Annotated in this window: 11 protein-coding genes; 4 read left to right on the top strand and 7 right to left on the bottom strand. The window is 69.5% G+C overall.

What is annotated here, in order from left to right:
* Positions 1 to 102: 102 nt before the first annotated feature.
* The 4 genes from rpoC to ACRVYW_RS03495 form a co-directional block, all read right to left on the bottom strand.
* Positions 103 to 3,975, bottom strand: a complete 3,873-nt coding sequence (gene rpoC, locus ACRVYW_RS03510; RefSeq protein WP_431801785.1) for a DNA-directed RNA polymerase subunit beta' — start codon at positions 3,973 to 3,975, stop codon at positions 103 to 105.
* 76 nt (positions 3,976 to 4,051) lie between these two features.
* Positions 4,052 to 7,552, bottom strand: coding sequence for a DNA-directed RNA polymerase subunit beta (locus ACRVYW_RS03505; protein ID WP_431801783.1), 3,501 nt, complete (start codon positions 7,550 to 7,552; stop codon positions 4,052 to 4,054).
* Positions 7,553 to 7,820: 268 nt separating this feature from the next.
* A complete protein-coding gene (locus tag ACRVYW_RS03500) occupies positions 7,821 to 9,392 on the bottom strand; it encodes a carboxyltransferase domain-containing protein (RefSeq protein WP_431801781.1) in 1,572 nt (523 codons plus the stop codon).
* 199 nt (positions 9,393 to 9,591) lie between these two features.
* Complete coding sequence (locus ACRVYW_RS03495; RefSeq protein WP_431801779.1) at positions 9,592 to 10,359, bottom strand: LamB/YcsF family protein; 768 nt, start codon at positions 10,357 to 10,359, stop codon at positions 9,592 to 9,594.
* 366 nt (positions 10,360 to 10,725) lie between these two features.
* On the opposite strand from ACRVYW_RS03495, the gene ACRVYW_RS03490 reads away from it, so the two are divergent.
* Positions 10,726 to 12,459 (top strand): dipeptide ABC transporter ATP-binding protein, encoded by a 1,734-nt coding sequence (locus ACRVYW_RS03490; RefSeq protein WP_431802574.1) that lies wholly within the window; start codon positions 10,726 to 10,728, stop codon positions 12,457 to 12,459.
* 29 nt (positions 12,460 to 12,488) lie between these two features.
* Here ACRVYW_RS03490 and ACRVYW_RS03485 read toward each other — a convergent pair whose 3' ends face one another.
* The 3 genes from ACRVYW_RS03485 to ACRVYW_RS03475 all read right to left on the bottom strand — a co-directional run bounded on the left by ACRVYW_RS03485 (position 12,489) and on the right by ACRVYW_RS03475 (position 16,241).
* Positions 12,489 to 13,460 carry an ABC transporter permease gene (locus ACRVYW_RS03485; RefSeq protein ID WP_431801777.1) on the bottom strand — a complete coding sequence of 324 codons (972 nt, stop codon included), beginning with the start codon at positions 13,458 to 13,460 and terminating at the stop codon, positions 12,489 to 12,491.
* On the bottom strand, positions 13,457 to 14,461 hold the full coding sequence (locus ACRVYW_RS03480) for an ABC transporter permease (RefSeq protein WP_431801776.1): 1,005 nt from the start codon (positions 14,459 to 14,461) through the stop codon (positions 13,457 to 13,459). The genes ACRVYW_RS03485 and ACRVYW_RS03480 overlap by 4 nt, the downstream gene beginning before the upstream one ends.
* 115 nt (positions 14,462 to 14,576) lie before the next feature.
* Complete coding sequence (locus ACRVYW_RS03475) at positions 14,577 to 16,241, bottom strand: ABC transporter substrate-binding protein (protein ID WP_431801774.1); 1,665 nt, start codon at positions 16,239 to 16,241, stop codon at positions 14,577 to 14,579.
* A gap of 170 nt (positions 16,242 to 16,411) precedes the next feature.
* Between ACRVYW_RS03475 and ACRVYW_RS03470 the strand changes: the two genes are divergently transcribed.
* The 3 genes from ACRVYW_RS03470 to ACRVYW_RS03460 form a co-directional block, all read left to right on the top strand.
* Positions 16,412 to 17,272 (top strand): spermidine synthase, encoded by an 861-nt coding sequence (locus ACRVYW_RS03470; RefSeq protein WP_431801772.1) that lies wholly within the window; start codon positions 16,412 to 16,414, stop codon positions 17,270 to 17,272.
* Positions 17,273 to 17,384: 112 nt separating this feature from the next.
* Positions 17,385 to 17,912: a hypothetical protein gene (locus ACRVYW_RS03465; RefSeq protein WP_431801770.1), complete on the top strand. Its 528-nt coding sequence runs from the start codon at positions 17,385 to 17,387 to the stop codon at positions 17,910 to 17,912.
* A 64-nt stretch (positions 17,913 to 17,976) separates the two neighbouring features.
* Positions 17,977 to 18,458: SprT-like domain-containing protein (locus ACRVYW_RS03460; protein WP_431801768.1), on the top strand; the 482-nt coding region annotated here is incomplete at its 3' end.

Raw genomic sequence — 18,458 nt, 5'->3', positions numbered from 1 at the left:
ACTCGGGAAGCGGGCGGTGATTCGCGAGCAGAGCGAAACGGATGCCGGGGACGCGAAAGGGCGGCCCCGCGGATGCGGGACCGCCCTTTCGACGCGTCAGGCTCAGTTGTACTCGGTCGAGAACCCGTCGGTCGTGAAGCTGTCGAAGTCGACGTAGCTCAGGTCGGCGTCGCTGTAGGCGCCGTCCGAGGCGAAGATGCGGTTGGGGTACCGCTCGCTCTTGGCCTCCTCCGTCGCCTCGACCGTGACGTTGCGGTACTTCGCAAGTCCGGTTCCGGCGGGGATGAGCTTTCCGATGATGACGTTCTCCTTGAGGCCGACCAGCGGGTCGCTCTTGCCCTCCATGGCGGCCTGCGTGAGGACGCGGGTCGTCTCCTGGAAGGATGCCGCGGACAGCCACGACTCGGTCGCAAGCGACGCCTTCGTGATACCCATGAGCTCCGGGCGACCGGACGCGGGGCGCTTGCCCTGCGCGACGGCCTCGCGGTTCATCTGCTGGTAGCGCTTGAAGTCCACCAGCTCACCGGGCAGGAGGTCCGTCTCGCCGTGGTCGACGACCGTGACCTTACGGAGCATCTGACGGACGATGACCTCGATGTGCTTGTCGTGGATCGGCACACCCTGCGAACGGTAGACGCCCTGCACGCCGCCGACGAGGTACTTCTGCACCTCGCGGGCACCCATGACACGCATGACCTCCTTGGGGTCGAGCGTGCCGACCTGCAGCGGCTGGCCGACCGTGACGTGCTGGCCGTCCTCGACCAGCAGCGTCGCGCGCTTGAGCACGGGGTAGACGTGCGGCTCGTCGCCGTTGTCGGGGGTCAGGATGACCTTCTTGGCCTTGTCGGTCTCGTCGATCGTGATGCGACCGTCGGCCTCGGCGATCGGGGACGCACCCTTCGGGGTACGCGCCTCGAACAGCTCCTGGACGCGCGGCAGACCCTGGGTGATGTCGTCGGCGGAGGCCGAACCACCCGTGTGGAACGTACGCATCGTCAGCTGCGTGCCGGGCTCACCGATCGACTGGGCGGCGATGATGCCGACCGCCTCGCCGATGTCGACGAGCTTGCCGGTCGCGAGCGAACGGCCGTAGCAGCGCGCGCAGACGCCGACCGCCGAGTCGCAGGTGAGGACGGAGCGGACCTTGATGGTCTCGACACCGGCATCCACCAGCTTGTCGATCAGCACGTCGCCGACGTCCTCACCGGCCGAGGCGACGACCTCGCCCGAGGGCGAGACGACGTCGGCGGCGAGCGTACGGGCGAACACCGAGTTCTCGACGTTCGCGTCGCGGACGAGCGTGCCGTCCGCGCCGGGAGCGGCGATCGTGAACTCGAGGCCCTTCGTCGTGCCGCAGTCGTCCTCGCGGATGATGACATCCTGCGAGACGTCGACCAGGCGTCGGGTCAGGTAGCCCGAGTCGGCCGTGCGGAGGGCCGTGTCGGCCAGACCCTTACGGGCACCGTGCGTCGCGGTGAAGTACTCCGCCACCGACAGCCCCTCGCGGTACGAGGAGATGATCGGACGCGGCATGATCTCACCCTTGGTGTTGTTGACCAGGCCTCGGATGCCGGCGATGTTCCGGATCTGCAGCCAGTTACCACGGGCACCCGAGGACACCATGCGGTTGATGGTGTTGTCGGCGGGGAAGTTGGCCTTCATGGCCGCCTGCACCTCGTCGGTCGCCTCGGTCCAGATCTTGATCTGCTCCTGGCGGCGCTCCGCGTCGGTGACGAGACCCTTCTCGAACTGCGACTGCACCTTCTGCGCACGCTTCTCGTACTCGGCGATGATCTCGCCCTTGTTCGGGGGCGTGAGGACATCGGAGAGCGCGACGGTGACACCCGAGCGGGTCGCCCAGTAGAAGCCGGCGTCCTTGATGCGGTCGAGCGAGGCCGCGACCTCCACCTTCGGGTACTCCTCGGCGAGCTTGTTGACGATCTGCGACAGCTTGCCCTTGTCGGCCTGCTCGCGCACGAACGGGTACCCCTTGGGGAGCGTGTCGTTGAAGATCGCCTGACCGAGCGACGCGTCCACCAGGCCGTGGCGCTCGTAGCCCTCGGGAGCCTCGCCCTCGAGGAAGGTCAGACCCGGAATGCGGATGCGGACCTTCGCCTGCAGGTCGAGGGTGCCCTCGTCCTTCGCGAGGATCGCCTCGCCGACCGAGCCGAACACGCGGCCCTCACCGGCAGCGCCCTCCTTGACCGTGGTCAGGTGGTGCAGGCCGATGATCATGTCCTGCGAGGGCAGGGTGACCGGGCGGCCGTCGGACGGCTTCAGGATGTTGTTCGACGCGAGCATCAGCACGCGGGCCTCAGCCTGGGCCTCGACCGACAGCGGCAGGTGCACGGCCATCTGGTCGCCGTCGAAGTCGGCGTTGAACGCCGCGCAGACGAGCGGGTGGAGCTGGATGGCCTTGCCCTCGACGAGCTGCGGCTCGAACGCCTGGATGCCGAGGCGGTGGAGCGTGGGCGCACGGTTGAGCAGCACGGGGCGCTCGCGGATGATCTCCTCGAGCACGTCCCAGACCTGCGCGTGCATGCGCTCGACCTGACGCTTGGCCGCCTTGATGTTCTGCGCGTGACCGAGGTCGATGAGGCGCTTGATCACGAACGGCTTGAAGAGCTCGAGGGCCATCTGCTTGGGCAGACCGCACTGGTGCAGCTTCAGCTGGGGGCCGACGATGATGACCGAACGGCCCGAGTAGTCGACGCGCTTTCCGAGCAGGTTCTGACGGAAGCGGCCCTGCTTGCCCTTGAGCATGTCGGACAGCGACTTGAGCGCACGGTTGCCGGTACCGGTGACCGGGCGACCACGGCGGCCGTTGTCGAACAGCGCGTCGACGGCCTCCTGCAGCATGCGCTTCTCGTTGTTGACGATGATCTCGGGGGCGCCGAGGTCGATCAGGCGACGGAGGCGGTTGTTGCGGTTGATCACGCGACGGTACAGGTCGTTCAGGTCGCTCGTGGCGAAGCGGCCACCGTCGAGCTGGACCATCGGGCGCAGCTCCGGCGGGATCACCGGGACGACGTCGAGGACCATGGATGCCGGGGACATGCCGGTCTGCAGGAACGAGTTGACGACCTTCAGACGCTTGATCGCACGGATCTTGCGCTGGCCCTTGCCCTCGGAGATCTGCAGGTGGAGGCTGTCGGCCTCGGCCTGCAGGTCGAACGCCTGAAGGCGACGCTGGATCGACTCGGCACCCATGTAGGCCTCGAAGTACTGACCGAAGCGGTCCTGCAGCTCGTGGAAGACGTCGTCCTCCTGCTTGAGCTGACCGACGGCGAGGCCCCGGAACTCCTCCCACATGCGCTCGAGCTTGGCGACCTGGTCGTCCGCGTTCTTGCGGATGGATGCCATCTCCTTCTCGGCGGCATCCTTGACCTTCTTCTTCTGGTCGGCCTTGGCGCCCTCCGCCTCCAGGGCGGCGAGCTCCTCCTCCAGCTTCGCCAGGCGCGCCGCGACGCGGGCGTCACGACGGTCGGCGAGGTTCTTGATCTCGAGGCGCAGGTTGGCCTCGTGCGTCGGGAGGTCGCGGTGACGCGCCTCCTCGTCGACGGAGATCACCATGTAGGCGGCGAAGTAGATGACCTTCTCGAGGTCCTTCGGCGCCATGTCGAGCAGGTACCCGAGGCGCGAGGGCACGCCCTTGAAGTACCAGATGTGAGTGACGGGCGCGGCGAGCTCGATGTGGCCCATGCGCTCGCGGCGGACCGAGGACTTGGTGACCTCGACGCCGCAGCGCTCGCAGACGATGCCCTTGAAGCGGACGCGCTTGTACTTGCCGCAGGCGCACTCCCAGTCGCGCGAGGGGCCGAAGATCTGCTCGCCGAACAGACCGTCCTTCTCGGGCTTGAGGGTGCGGTAGTTGATGGTCTCGGGCTTCTTGACCTCGCCGTAGGACCAACGACGGATGTCGTCGGCGGTCGCGAGGCCGATGCGAAGCTGATCGAAAGTGGTGGACTCGAGCACTGGTTCTCCTGTGTCTCAGAAACTTCTCAAAATCGGTGGTTGAGTAGCCGCATCAGCGGCGTATCGAAACCAGTGGTCAGATCTCGTCGATGGACGACGACTCGAACCGCGTGGAGATGTTGATGCCGAGCTCCTCCGCTGCGCGGAAGGCCTCGTCGTCGGTGTCACGGAGGTTGACCGCCGTGCCGTCGGCCGAGAGGACCTCGACGTTCAGGCAGAGCGACTGCATCTCCTTCATGAGCACCTTGAAGGACTCGGGGATGCCGGGCTCCTGGATGTTCTCGCCCTTGACGATCGCCTCGTAGACCTTGACGCGGCCCACGATGTCGTCGGACTTGATCGTGAGGAGCTCCTGCAGCGCGTACGCGGCGCCGTAGGCCTCGAGGGCCCACACCTCCATCTCACCGAAGCGCTGACCGCCGAACTGCGCCTTACCACCGAGCGGCTGCTGGGTGATCATCGAGTACGGGCCGGTGGAGCGCGCGTGGATCTTGTCGTCCACGAGGTGGTGCAGCTTCAGGATGTACATGTAGCCGACCGAGATGGGCGCCGGGAACGGCTCGCCGGAGCGGCCGTCGAACAGCTGCGTCTTGCCCGACGAGTCGATGAGGCGCTCGCCGTCGCGGTTGGGCAGCGTCGAGTCGAGAAGACCCGCGATCTCCGCCTCGTAGGCGCCGTCGAACACCGGAGTCGCGACCTTCGTGCCGGGCGCGGCCTCGCGGGCCGCCTCGGGCAGGTGCGCGGCCCACTCCGGGTTGCCCTCGACCTTCCAGCCCTGCTTCGAGATCCACCCGAGGTGGGTCTCGAGCACCTGGCCGAAGTTCATGCGGCCGGGGATGCCGAGCGGGTTCAGCACCACGTCGACGGGCGTGCCGTCGGCGAGGAAGGGCATGTCTTCGACGGGGAGGATCTTCGCGATGACGCCCTTGTTGCCGTGGCGGCCGGCGAGCTTGTCGCCCTCGGTGATCTTGCGCTTCTGGGCGATGTAGACCACGACCCGGCGGTTGACGCCCGAGCCGAGCTCGTCGTCGCCGTCCTCAGCGTTGAACTCCTTGACCGCGATGACGGTGCCCTGCTCGCCGTGGGGGACCTTCAGCGACGTGTCGCGGACCTCGCGGCTCTTCTCGTTGAAGATCGCGCGGAGCAGGCGCTCCTCGGCCGAGAGCTCCGTCTCGCCCTTCGGGGTGACCTTGCCGACGAGGATGTCGCCGGGGCGGACCTCGGCGCCGATGCGGACGATGCCGCGCTCGTCGAGGTCCTTCAGGAGGTCGGGGCTGACGTTGGGGAGGTCACGGGTGATCTCCTCCTTGCCGAGCTTGGTGTCACGGGCATCCACCTCGTACTCCTCGATGTGGATCGAGGAGAGCGTGTCGTTCTTGACGAGGTCCTGGCTGAGGATGATGGCGTCCTCGAAGTTGTGACCCTCCCACGTCATGAACGCGACGAGCAGGTTCTTGCCGATCGCGAGCTCGCCGTTCTCGGTGGCGGGGCCGTCGGCGATGACCTCGCCGACCTCGACCCGATCGCCCCCCGAGACGGTGACGCGCTGGTTGTAGGAGTTGCCCTGGTTGGAGCGGTCGAACTTGCGGAGGAAGTAGTCCTTCGTGCCGCCTTCGTCGAGCTGCACGGTGACGACGTCGGCTGAGACCTCAACGACGACGCCCGCCTTGTCGGCGGTGACCACGTCACCGGCGTCGATGGCCGCGTAGCCCTCCATGCCCGTGCCGACGAACGGCGAGTCGCTGCGCAGCAGCGGCACCGCCTGACGCTGCATGTTTGCACCCATGAGGGCGCGGTTCGCGTCGTCGTGCTCGAGGAAGGGGATGAGAGAGGTACCCACCGACACCATCTGGCGCGGGGAGACATCCATGTAGCCGATCTCGTCGACGGGGAACAGGTCGACCTCGCCGCCCTGGCCGCGACGGGCGAGGACGCGGTCGAGGACGAACTTGCCGTCCTTATCGAGCTCGGCACCGGCCTGGGCGACGATGTAGTCGACCTCCTCGGAGGCCGTCAGGTAGTCGATCTTGTCGGTGACCTTGCCGTCTTCGACGCGGCGGTACGGGGTCTCGATGAACCCGAACGCGTTGATGCGCGCGAAGGACGCGAGCGAGCCGATGAGGCCGATGTTCGGGCCTTCCGGGGTCTCGATCGGGCACATGCGGCCGTAGTGCGAGGGGTGAACGTCACGGACCTCGACGCCCGCGCGCTCACGCGACAGACCACCGGGGCCGAGCGCCGAGAGGCGGCGCTTGTGGGTCAGACCCGCGAGCGGGTTGTTCTGATCCATGAACTGCGACAGCTGCGAGGTTCCGAAGAACTCCTTGATCGCGGCGACGACGGGGCGCACGTTGATCAGGGTCTGCGGCGTGATGGCCTCGATGTCCTGCGTGGTCATGCGCTCGCGGACGACGCGCTCCATGCGCGACAGACCCGTGCGGACCTGGTTCTGGATGAGCTCGCCGACGGCGCGGATGCGACGGTTGCCGAAGTTGTCGATGTCGTCGACGTCGAGACGGATCTCGGCCGCCTCACCGCCGCGGACACCGGGGATCGACTCGTCGCCGCGGTGCAGGGCGACGAGGTACTTGATCGTCGCGACGATGTCGTCGACGGTGAGCACCGAGTCGCTCAGCGACTTGTCGAGCCCGAGCTTCTGATTGATCTTGTAGCGGCCGACCTTCGCGAGGTCGTAGCGCTTCGGGTTGAAGTAGAAGTTGTCGAGGAGCGCGCGGGCGGCCTCGGCGGCGACCTGCTCGCCCGGACGGAGCTTACGGTAGATGTCGCGGAGCGCGTCCTCCTTGGTGAGGATCGTGTCCTTCGAGAGCGTGTCGGCGATCGAGTCGTAGCCGGCGAACTCGTTGAGGATGTCCTCGCTCGACAGGCCCAGGGCCTTGAGGAAGACGGTGACCGACTGCTTGCGCTTGCGGTCGATGCGGACGCCGACCTGGTCGCGCTTGTCGATCTCGAACTCGAGCCACGCACCGCGGCTCGGGATGACGCGCGCCGACACGATGTCCTTGTCGGACGTCTTGTCGGGGGTCTTGTCGAAGTAGACGCCGGGCGAGCGGACGAGCTGCGAGACGACGACACGCTCGGTGCCGTTGATGATGAACGTGCCCTTGTCGGTCTGGAGCGGGAAGTCGCCCATGAAGACCGTCTGCGTCTTGATCTCACCCGTGAGGTGGTTCATGAACTCGGCCTCGACGTAGAGGGGGGCGGCGTAGGTCTTGCCGCGCTCCTTGCACTCTTCGATCGAGTACTTCTCGGGCTCGAGGTACGGGTTCGTGAAGCTCAGCTGCATCGTCTCGCCGAGATCCTCGATGGGCGAGATCTCCTCGAAGATCTCCTCGAGGCCGCTGATCTCCGGCACGTCGGTGCGGCCGTCCGCCTTCGCCTGCGCGACACGGGCCTTCCAGGCGTCGTTCGCGACGAGCCAGTCGAAAGACTCCGTCTGCAGCGCGAGAAGGTCGGGGACCTCGAGCGTGTCGGTGATCTTGGCGAACGAGAGGCGCGATGCGCCTCGGCCGTTCTTGGGGGTGGTGGTGGGGTTGGTTGCGTTGCGCGCAGCAGCCAAGGGAGTACCTCCATGAGCCCGGGCAGGGGCTGGTTTCCTTGTCGTCAGGTGGAGTGCTCCGTCCCCGCCGCCTGCCACGCGCCGCCGCATGATGCGGGAAGCGGGATCTGCAGGCGCAAGCCGACCACCATATGAGGGCATGGGGGGAGGGAGCGCAACTACCCACTATACGCTTCACGACGCGCCATGTAAAGCGGAATCCTTGACGACTTTCGGATGCTGCGGTATAACCGCGCGGCATCCCGTCGTTTCGACCCCGCCGCCCGCGTCAGCGCGCGTGCCGGAACCGGAGGAGAGTCCCGGGGCGCGCCTGCGCGAGGGCATCGCGAAAGGCATCCGTCACCACGGCGATCACGGGATAGCCGCCGGTGACGGGGCCGTCGGGACCGAGGATCACCGGCATCCCGTCCGGGGGCACCTGGATGGCCCCGGGGAGCATGCCCTCGCTCGGAAGCTCATCCGTGCGCGCGCGCTCGAGGGGGGTTCCCTCGAGGCGGATGCCGACGCGGTCGGCTCGAGGTGAGACCGTCCACGAGGTGTCGAAGAGGGCCGCGGCATCCGTGAACCAGTCCGCGCGCGGGCCGGGGGCGAGCTCGACGTCGATCGTGTCGGGCGGCGGCGCCCACGGCCGGAGGTCGTCGGCGGGGATCGCGGCGGTGGGGCGCGGGTCGGCGAGGGCGAGCACGTCGCCGGTGCGCAGGGGCGCCGGGCCGAGCCCGGCGAGCGTGTCGGTCGCGCGGGAGCCAGCGACGAGGGCGGGGTGCCCGTTCGCGGCGAGGCCGCCGCGGACGACGAGGTAGGCGCGGGCGCCGGCACGGAACCAGTCGACGCGCAGTTCCGCGCCGCGCGGCCACGCGAACACGTCGTAGGGGTCGAGCGGGCGGCCGTCGAGCGCGATGTCGCCCCAAGCCCCCGTGACGACCGCCCAGAGATCCCGCTCTGCGACGGCGCGGAAGCCGCCCATCGTGACCTCGACGCCGGCGGCGTCTTCGCGGGTCCCGACGAGCCGGTTCGCGGTGCGGAGGGCGGCGCGATCGGCCGCGCCCGCCGGCGCGATGCCCTCGGACGCGTGGCCAGGTCGCCCCTGATCTTGGAGCGTCGCGAGCAGGCCCGGCTCGAGGACCCGGAACGCGGGGGCGGGGGTTGTGGGGGTTGTGGTTTTCGGGGTGGCGGGCGCGGGCGCGATTGTGGGGCGCGCGGACGCGGGTGTCGCGGGACTGGCGGTTGCCGGGACGAAGCGGACGCGCGCGCCCGGCGCGAGGAGAGCGGTCCCGGCATCCGCATCGAAGAGGGGTGCGGTCGTCGTGCCGATCAGCTGCCACCCGCCCGGCGTCTCGCGCGGGTACACGCCGCTGAACGCGCCGGCGAGCCCGACCGCGCCCGCCGGGACCCGCGTGCGCGGGGTCGCGCGGCGGGGCACGTCGTAGGGCCAGGCCTCGCTCACGAGGTAGCCGAACCCCGGGGCGAACCCCGTGAACGCGACCGTCCAGGTGCCAGCGGCGTGCCGGGCGGCGAGCGCTTCGGGCGTGAGGCCCAGGGAGTGCGCGAGGTCGTCGAGGTCCGGCCCGTCGTAGACGATCGGGATCTCGACGAGCGGGGCGGAGGCGGCCTCGGGCGGCGGCGCGGCGGCGGCGTGCTCGATCCAGGCACGCGCTGCGGCGAGGCTCACCCGCTCGGGGGCGACGTGGACGAGGACCGTCCGCGCAGCCGGGACGAGGTCGATGACGCCGGCGGGGCGCGTCGCGGCGAGGCGCGCGTGAAGGGCGAGGACGTCGGCGAGGTTGTCGACCTCAACGAGGAGGCCGCGGTCACCGAACGGCAGCACGCGCGGGGAGGTCATCGCGCGATCCGCGCGGTGGGAAGCGGCTGCGTCGAATGGACTTGTTGAGTCGTATGGACGGTGGTGCGGAAGTGAACCGGTGTGACGGGTGAGGTACCGCACGCCGCATCAGTCCGACGACTGAGCACCGCCTCGCCCGGCATCGGAAGTCCCGGCGCCCACCGACCCTGCGCCGACCGGGCGCGCACCCCTGGCTCGCTCACCACGGCGCCCGCACCTCGATGCCCGCCGCCTCAAGCGCCTCGCGGACGGCCGCGGCCATCGCCACGGCGCCGGGCGAGTCTCCGTGGACGCAGAGCGAGGCGGCATCCACCGATACGAGGGTGCCGTCGACCGCCTCGACGACGCCCTCGGCGACGAGTCGGACGGCTCGTGCCGCGACCTCGTCCGGGTCGTGGAGAAGAGCGCCTGGCTCGGACCGCGGCACGAGCGCCCCCGACGCGAGGTAGCCGCGGTCGAGGAACGCCTCCGTGACGAAGGGCAGACCCGCGCCGGCGGCGGCGTGGGTGATCTCACCCTCGAGGCCGAGGATCGGCAGCGCGCGCCCGACGTCGGCCGAGACGTCGGCGATCGCCGCGGCGACGGCCTTCGCCTGCGCGGGGTCGTCGCGCACGGCGTGGTAGAGCGCGCCGTGGGGCTTGACGTAGCGGAGATCCGCGCCGGCGCCGACGAGCGCCCGCAGCTGCGCGGCGACGCTCGCGCGCAGCTCGCCGACCGGCAGCGACAGCCGCACGCGCCCGAATCCCGTCCGGTCGGGATAGGACGGGTGCGCGCCGACCGCGACTCCGTACCGCTCCGCGAGGGCGACGGCCTCGCGCATGGATGCCTCGTCGCCCGCGTGCCCGCCTGCGGCGACGTTCGCGCTCGAGATGAGCGGGAACAGGGCGGCGTCATCCGCCGTCGGCACACCGTCGACGGTCTCGCCGAGGTCGGCATTGAGATCGATCGCGGTGCGCCCGGCATCCATGGGGCCACGCTACCGGTGCGTTCGCCGAAGGCGGCGAGCCGATAGAGGAGAGAGGCGGGGTTCCCTGCGTCGGATCGGTGGGGCAGGTGGCGACGCCTGCGCCCCACGAGACGACACCAGCCCCAACGATCCGACGGTTGGTCACCCACACGCCATCACCGACCTGCGCGTGCGGCCCGTCGCGCGTTACGAGTGGGTAAAGACCCCAGCCGCCGGCCCCCGCGCGGGGAGGCGTCACGGCAGGATGGTCGCATGCCCCACTCCCCCACCGCGAACTCCGGATCGGCCGCGTCCGGCTCCGCCGCCTCCGGCTCCGGCGCCCCCGGATCGGCCGCGGCCGGCACCCCGCTCCTCGAGGTGCGCGACATGGCCGTCGACTTCCGCACCGTCGCGGGCGACGTGCACGCGGTCGAGGGCGTCGACTTCGACCTCGCGGCAGGCGAGACCCTCGCGATCGTCGGCGAGTCGGGATCGGGAAAGTCCACCACCGCGATGGCGGTCATCGGCCTGCTGCCCGGCAACGGCAAGGTCGTGCGCGGCAGCATCCGCCTCGATGGCGCGGACCTCGTCGGCGCGCCCGAGAGCGTCATGCGGAAGGTCCGCGGCGCACAGATCGGGCTCGTCCCCCAAGACCCGATGTCGAACCTCAACCCGGTGTCGAAGATCGGCACGCAGGTCGCCGAGACTCTCCTCGCCCACGGGCTCGCGACCTCGAAGGACGTCGACCAGAAGGTGATCGAGACCCTCGCCGCCGCCGGGCTTCCGGATGCCGCGGAGCGCGCGAAGCAGTACCCGCACGAGTTCTCCGGCGGCATGCGCCAGCGCGCGCTCATCGCGATCGGCCTGGCCTGCAACCCGCGCCTGCTCATCGCCGACGAGCCGACGAGCGCCCTCGACGTCACGGTGCAGAAGACGATCCTCGACCAGCTCGACCGCATGACGACAGAGCTCGGAACGTCGGTGCTCCTCATCACCCACGACCTCGGCCTCGCCGCGGAGCGCGCCGCGCGCGTCATCGTCATGCACCGCGGCCGCATCGTCGAGCAGGGGCCCGCCCGCCAGATCCTCGAAGACCCGCAGCAGCCCTACACCCAGGCGCTCGTGAAGGCGGCACCCTCGGTCGCCGTCGCACGCCTACGGCCCGAGGTCTACGCGAAGCCCACCGGACCCGTCGCCGTTCCGGCCGCGGACGGCGACGAGACGACCGCGACGTCGGATGCCGCGGCGCCCTCGGCGTCGGTCGATGCGGCACCCCCGGCATCCGTCGACGTTCCTGCCGACACGCCTGACACCACTGAGGCAGCGACCCGCGCCGACAACATCGTCGAGGTCGAGAACCTGACGAAGATCTACAAGATCCGCGGCAAGAAGGAGGACTTCGCCGCCGTGCAGGAGGTGTCGTTCGCGATCCCGCGGGGCGAGACCGTCGCGATCGTCGGGGAGTCGGGGTCGGGCAAGACGACGACGGCCCGGATGCTCCTCAAGGTCGTCGAGCCGACATCGGGCACCATGACCTTCGACGGTCAGGACGTCGCGAGCCTCTCAGGCAAGGACCTGAAGGAGTTCCGCCAGAAGGTGCAGCCGATCTTCCAGGACCCCTACTCGTCGCTCAACCCGATGTTCACGATCGATCGCATCATCTCCGAACCGCTCGACTTCTACCGGCGTGGATCGGCGAAGGAGCGGGATGCCCGGGTGCGGAAGCTCCTCGATGACGTCGCCCTGCCGCAGTCGATGCTGCGGCGGTACCCGTCAGAACTCTCCGGCGGGCAGCGTCAGCGCGTCGCGATCGCCCGCGCGCTGGCCCTCAATCCCGACCTCATCGTGTGCGACGAGCCCGTCTCGGCGCTCGACGTGCTCGTGCAGGACCAGATCCTGACCCTTCTTCGCGACCTGCAGGGCGAGTACGGCCTGAGCTACCTCTTCATCTCGCACGACCTCGCCGTCGTCCGTCTCATCAGCGACTACGTGTGCGTCATGAAGGACGGGCACCTCGTCGAGGCCGCCTCGAGCGAGGAGATCTTCACCAACCCCCGCGACCCGTACACGCGGCGGTTACTCGCCTCGATCCCCGGCAACGAGCTCGACATCGCCGTCTGAGGCGCGGCCCGCCGCGAACCCCGCCCGGGTCAGCGTGCGCGGGTGCGCGGATCCATCGCCTCACGCAAGGACTCGCCCAGCAGCGTGAACCCGAGGGCCGTCACCGAGATGCAGATGCCGGGGAGGAACGCGAGCCACGGGGCGATCGCGAGCTCCGCCTGCGCGTAGGTGAGCATGCGCCCCCACTCCGCCGTCTGGGGCAGCCCGCCGCCGAGACCGAGGAACGACAGCGCGGCCGCGTCGATGACGGCGGTCGCGAGCGAGAGGGTGCCCTGCACGATGACGGGGCCGACGGAGTTCGGCAGCACGTGGCTCATCGTGATGCGGCCGCGGCCCAGGCCGAGGGTCTGCGCCGAGAGCACGTAGTCCGACGAGCGCTGCTGCAGCATCGAGGCGCGCAGCAGCCGCGCGAACACGGGCACCTGCGACGCGCCGATCGCGATCATGACGGCCAGCTGCGACTGTCCGAGGATCGCGGCGATCGAGACCGCGAGCAGCAGGTTCGGCACCGAGAGCAGGATGTCGACGAAACGCATGATGACGTTGTCCACCCAGCCGCCGAACATGCCGCAGAGCAGGCCCAGCAGCATGCCGCCGAGAAGGCCGAGCGCGGTCGAGACGACACCGATGAGAAGGGATGCCTGGGCTCCCCAGATCAGCTTCGACAGCACGTCTCCGCCGAACCGGTCGAGGCCGAGCGGGAACTGGGGCAGCTCGCCGGGGCCCGGGATGTGGGTCGGCGTGATGTAGCGCTGCCCCGGCAGCTCGGTCGCCCCGTAGGGCGCGAGCACCGGGGCCAAGAGCGCGACGAGCAGGAACAGCAGCACGATGATCGCGCCGACCCAGGCGGTGGGGCTCCGGCGCAGGCGCGCGAACACGTCGCGCCAGAATCCGCCGCGGGTCTGCGCGGCGAGCGTGCCGCGGTCGGGGGCATCGACGCCCGCGCCGGGCTGTCCGTCGGCCGCCCCGCCGGGGGCGGGGGGAAGGATGGCGGAAGTCACTGGACCCTCACTCTCGGGTCGATGATGCCGTACGAGACGTCGACGAGCAGGTTGATCAGCGCGTAAAGCACCGCGATGAAGAGGATGAAGCCCTGGAGTACGGGGAAGTCGCGTGTGAAGATCGCCCGCGCGAGGAACGCGCCGATCCCCGGGAAGGCGAAGACAGTCTCGGTGAGGACGGCGCCCGAGATGAGCAGGCCCGTCTGCAGGCCGATCGTCGTGATGACGGGGAGGAGCGAGTTCCGCATGATGAAGCGGTTGCGGAGAGTTCCGGTCGAGATGCCCTTCGCCATGCCGGTGCGGACGTAGTCGGCGTTCTGCACCTCGAGGACCGATGCGCGGGTGATGCGCACGATGATGGCGAGGGGGATCGTGCCGAGCGCGATCGCGGGCAGGATGAGGTGCACGATGGCATCCCATGCCGCGTCGAACTCCCCGGTCATGAGCCCGTCGAGGACGTAGAAGTTCGTGTAGTGGGTCGCGTCGATACGCGGATTCTGTCGCCCATCGGAGGGCAGCCAGCCGAGCTGCACTGCGAAGACGTACTTCAGGATGAACGCGAGGAAGAACACCGGGATCGTGATGCCGACGAGGCTCAGGGTCACGGCCGTGTGGTCGCCCCACGTGTTGTGGCGGCGGGCGGCCCAGTAGCCGAGCGGCACGCCGATGCCGACGGCGATGATCATCGCCGCGATCGACAGCTCGACGGTCGCCGGAAAGCGGCGCGCGAACTCCTCGAGCACGGGCCGGCCGGTCTGGATCGAGTTGCCGAAGTCTCCCTGCAGGAGCCGGCTCAGCCAGGTGACGTACTGCTCGTAGAGGGGCCGGTCGAAGCCGTACAGCTCGTTGATCCGGGCGACCTCCTCGGGGGTCGCCTTCTCACCGAGGAGCGCGACGGCGGGGCCGCCCGGCAGGGCGCGCACCCAGAAGAACAGCAGGATCGTGAGGCCGAGCAGGGTCGGGATCAGCAGCAGCAGGCGCCGACCGATGGTGCGTAGCACGAGGGGGAACTCCAGGGGTGGGGACGGGGCGCGGATGCCGCGACGCGGGCACTCGGAAGACGATTCTCTCGAGAGGGAGCGCGCCGCGGCATCCGCCGATCTGCTCAGGAAGCGACTACTCGCTGAGCTCGATCATGTTGTAGACCTCGTCCTGCACGGGACTGGCCGGGTACGACGTGACGCGCTTGTCGAACGCGAGCGTCGGCACGGGGTGGGCCAGCGGGACGCCGGGGATGAACTCGGCGATCTGCTCGTTGATCTTCTTGTAGGCAGGCTCCTGCTCATCGGCCGTCTTGAGGCCGCGGGCCTCGGTCAGCGCGCTGAAGAGCTCGGGGTTGTCGAACCCCCACTCGTTCGAGGCCGCACCGAAGAAGACGCCGACGAAGTTGTCGGGGTCGTTGTAGTCGCCGGTCCATCCGAGCAGGTGGATGCCGTGGTCCGAACCGCCCTGCATGCGGTCGATGTACTCGCCCCACTCGTTCGACTCGGGCGTGATCTTGACCCCGACGGCCTCGAGCTGGCTCTGCAGGTTGGTGAAGATCTGCTCAGGGTTCGGCATGTAGGGGCGCGAGATGTTGACGGGGTAGTTGAACATCAGCTCGAGCGGGTTCGACTCGTCGTAGCCCGCCTCGGCGAGGAGTTTCTTGGCGGCATCCGGGTCGTACGGGAACTCGGTGACATCGGCGTTCCAACCGATGACGCTGTCGGGCATGAACTGCGTCGCCGCGACGGTGCCCTCCGGGAGCACCTGCGAGATGAGCGCGTCGCGATCGATCGCCTGGGTCAGCGCTTGGCGGACCTTGATGTCGTCGAGCCCCGGGAACTTCTGGTTGAAGGCGAGGTAGAGGACGTTGAACGGGTCACGGTTGATGAGCGTGTAGTCCTTCTCGAGCGCGCCGAGGTCGGCGGGGGCGACGAGATCGTAGCCGTCGATCGAGCCCGACTCGAGCGCCTGACGGCGAGCGGTCGTGTCGCCGATGACCTTGAAGACGACCTTCTGGACCTGTCCCTGCTCGCCCCAGTAGTCGCCGTACGCCGAGAGGGTCGTCTCGGAGCCCGGCTCCCACGAGTCGAACGCGAAGGGGCCGGTCCCGGTCGGGTGACCCTGCGCGTACTCGCTGAGGGTCGGCGCCTCGGAGGTTCCGCCGACCTCGTCGGCCTTGTACTTCTCGAGCGCCGTCGGGCTCTGGATCGCGAACGCGGGGAGCGAGAGGGCCGGAATGAAGCCCGCGAAGGGCTGGGTGAGGCTGATCGTGACCTTGTCGGCGCCGTCGGCCTCGCAGCCACCGTAGATCGAGGTGCCGGTGTCGGCGTACCCGCGCATCAGGGCGCCCCAGTAATAGGAGAGGCTCGCCGACTGCGCAACGCCCGTGAAGTTGTTCTGGCGGTCGAAGTTGAAGCAGACGGCATCCGCGTCGAAGTCGGTGCCGTCGTGGAAGGTGACGCCCGTCTTCAGCTGGAAGGTGTAGTCGAGGCCGTCGTCGGAGACCTCCCACGACTCGGCGAGGAGCGGGGCGGGGTCGGCCGTGCCGGGCTTCACCCCGACGAGACCCTCGAAGATCTGCCGCGAGACGCGGAACGATTCGCCGTCGCTCGCGAAGGCCGGGTCGAGGCTCGATGGGTCGCCCGAGGCGCCGAAGACGAACGTCGAGTCGACGTCGCTCGGAGCTGCGGTGTCGCCCGACTCGCCGCGCTGGCTGCCGCAGGCGGTCAGCAGCAGGCCGCCGATCGCGAGGGCCGCGACGCCGGCGAGGGCCCGCTTGTTGGTCGTGGAGAGCATTGCTGTGCACCTTCCGTGAGGGTTCCGACTGCAGACGCGCTCCCGTGCGCGATCGTCGGGGAGTGGGTACGAACCTACCTGTGAAGATGCTGAGCGACGGTTACACCTTTGTCTCGATCCTGTTTCGTGAGCGCCGGGCGAGGTGTGCGAGGGGCCGATAGCGTGGGGGCATGGCCCGAGCGCACGTCGAGGAGCCGCCGCAGGTGCGCCTGTCGGACGGCTCGCTCGCGCGCGTCGTACCGAGCCGGTTCGCGGGCGGGTGGGAGCTGGAGGTCGCCGGTACTCCGCAGTCGCACGTCGACCTCGACGACCCGACGCACCTCCACTTCGAGTACGTCGCCCGCATGGGGGCGGTGATCGACCGACTGCGGATGCCGGGGCAGCCGCTCACCGCGATCCACCTGGGCGGCGGCGCGCTGACCCTGCCCCGCTACGTGGCCCACACGCGCCCCGGCTCTCGCCAGCAGGTGATCGAGCTCGAACAGCCCCTCATCGACCTGGTCCGCGCCGAACTGCCGCTCCCCCGAGGCGCGCAGGTGCGGGTGCGCATCGGCGACGCCCGCGAGGTCGCGGCGAAGCTGCCGCCGGGGCTCCAGGGCGCGGCCGACCTCGTCGTCTCGGACGTCTTCGCGGGCGCGCAGACCCCGGCCCACCTGACGACCGTCGAGTACTACCGCATCCTGGCGGGGCTCCTCGCCCCGGATGGCGTGCTCCTCGTCAACGTCGCCGACGGCGCGGGGCTCGCCTTCGCACGGCGCCAGGTCGCCACGGTGCGGGCGGTGCTCCCGGAGGCGATCGTGCTCGCGGAGGTCCAGACGCTGAAGGGGCGGCGCTTCGGGAACCTCGTCATCGCGGCATCCGCCGCCCCGCTTCCCGTCCAGTGGCTGCCGCGTCTGATGGCGGCCGGTCCTCACCCCGCGAAGGTCGCGCAAGGGGCGGAGCTCGACGAGTTCGCGCGCGGAGCGACGCCGGCCACGGATGCCGACGCCACCGCGTCGCCGAAGCCCGCGGCATCCCTCTTCGAGCGCTGATCGAACGCTGAGCCCATTCCGTCTGGGCGGCACGCCGCCCCCGCTCAGCCGATGCTCGGGAGGTCGGGGGACACTGGTGAGGCGAACCGCACGCGCGCGAAGGGGGATGCCGGTGAGCTACATCCAGGGATACGACCCGCAGACCCTCCGTGAGATCGTCGACGTCCAGGCGTGCCGTGCGCGACTCGACGAGCTCGGCGATCAGCGGTCGCTGCCGGCTCTCCTGGAGCGGGTGTGGCTGCTGAAGGTCACCGGCGACCTGGACGAAGCACTCGCGGTGTCGGAGGAGTCCGTGCGGGTCGCACGCATGGGCGGACCGCGCAAAGACCTGCTGCGCGCGCGGATGCTGCACGCGAGCGTCCTGCAGTTCCGGGGCGCGTACGCCGCGGCTCTGCAGGAGCTCACGACCTGCGCCGAAGAGGCCGAGGGACAGGGCTGGTCGGCGATCGCCGCGTTCGGCCTGCAGCACCGCGGCAAGGTCTTCTACGACATGGGCGACTTCGTGAACGCACGCGCCGACTTCAAGCGCACGCTGTTCCTGCGGCAGGAGGCGGGTGCGCCCGAAGACCAGCTGGAATCGACGCTCCTCGCGATCGACGCCGCCGAGCGCCGCCGTTCGGGGGCGCAGGTCGCGAGCTGAGTGTCGTACCTCTGTTCTAACGTTCTCGTCATGAACGAACGACACCCCCTGCAGGGAGGTCGGCATGTCTGACCTCCAGCGCCTCCGCCTCGAAGCGGAGGGCCTCATCGCGCAGCACCTCGATGCGTCGTGGAGCTTCGGTTTCGACAACGCGAAGCGCCGCGCCGGCGCGTGCGACTACACCCGCAAGCGCATCACCGTCTCGCGCTACCTCTCGGCGCGGTACGACGACGAGACCAACCACCAGACGCTCCTCCACGAGATCGCTCACGCCCTCGCGGGGGCGCGGGCCGCGCACGGTCCGGCGTGGAAGCGGACGGCCCGGGCCCTCGGCTACACGGGGGGCGTCACCCATCACGGCGAGACCGCGACCGAACTCGCACCCTGGGTGGGCGTGTGCCCGGCAGGGCACGTCGCGTACCGGCATCGCAAGGCGACGCGGGCGACATCGTGCGCGACATGCTCGCCGTCCTTCGATGCGCAGCACCTCTTCACCTGGACCCGGCGCGAGATCACCCCGGCGACGCGGCTCGCGGCGATGACCCC

This window comes from Microbacterium sp. bgisy203 (assembly GCF_965345155.1).
Taxonomy (GTDB): domain Bacteria; phylum Actinomycetota; class Actinomycetes; order Actinomycetales; family Microbacteriaceae; genus Microbacterium.
Note: the sequence above shows the minus strand (reverse complement) of the source record. Positions and strands in the feature narration are given on the sequence as shown.

Excerpts from the sequence above, each read along its gene's own strand:
- ACRVYW_RS03475 (WP_431801774.1), bottom strand. The coding sequence starts at position 16,241 with ATGCTCTCCACGACCAACAAGCGGGCCCTCGCCGGCGTCGCGGCCCTC.
- ACRVYW_RS03500 (WP_431801781.1), bottom strand. The coding sequence starts at position 9,392 with ATGACCTCCCCGCGCGTGCTGCCGTTCGGTGACCGCGGCCTCCTCGTT.
- ACRVYW_RS03470 (WP_431801772.1), top strand. The coding sequence starts at position 16,412 with ATGGCCCGAGCGCACGTCGAGGAGCCGCCGCAGGTGCGCCTGTCGGAC.
- ACRVYW_RS03490 (WP_431802574.1), top strand. The coding sequence starts at position 10,726 with ATGGCCGTCGACTTCCGCACCGTCGCGGGCGACGTGCACGCGGTCGAG.
- ACRVYW_RS03495 (WP_431801779.1), bottom strand. The coding sequence starts at position 10,359 with ATGGATGCCGGGCGCACCGCGATCGATCTCAATGCCGACCTCGGCGAG.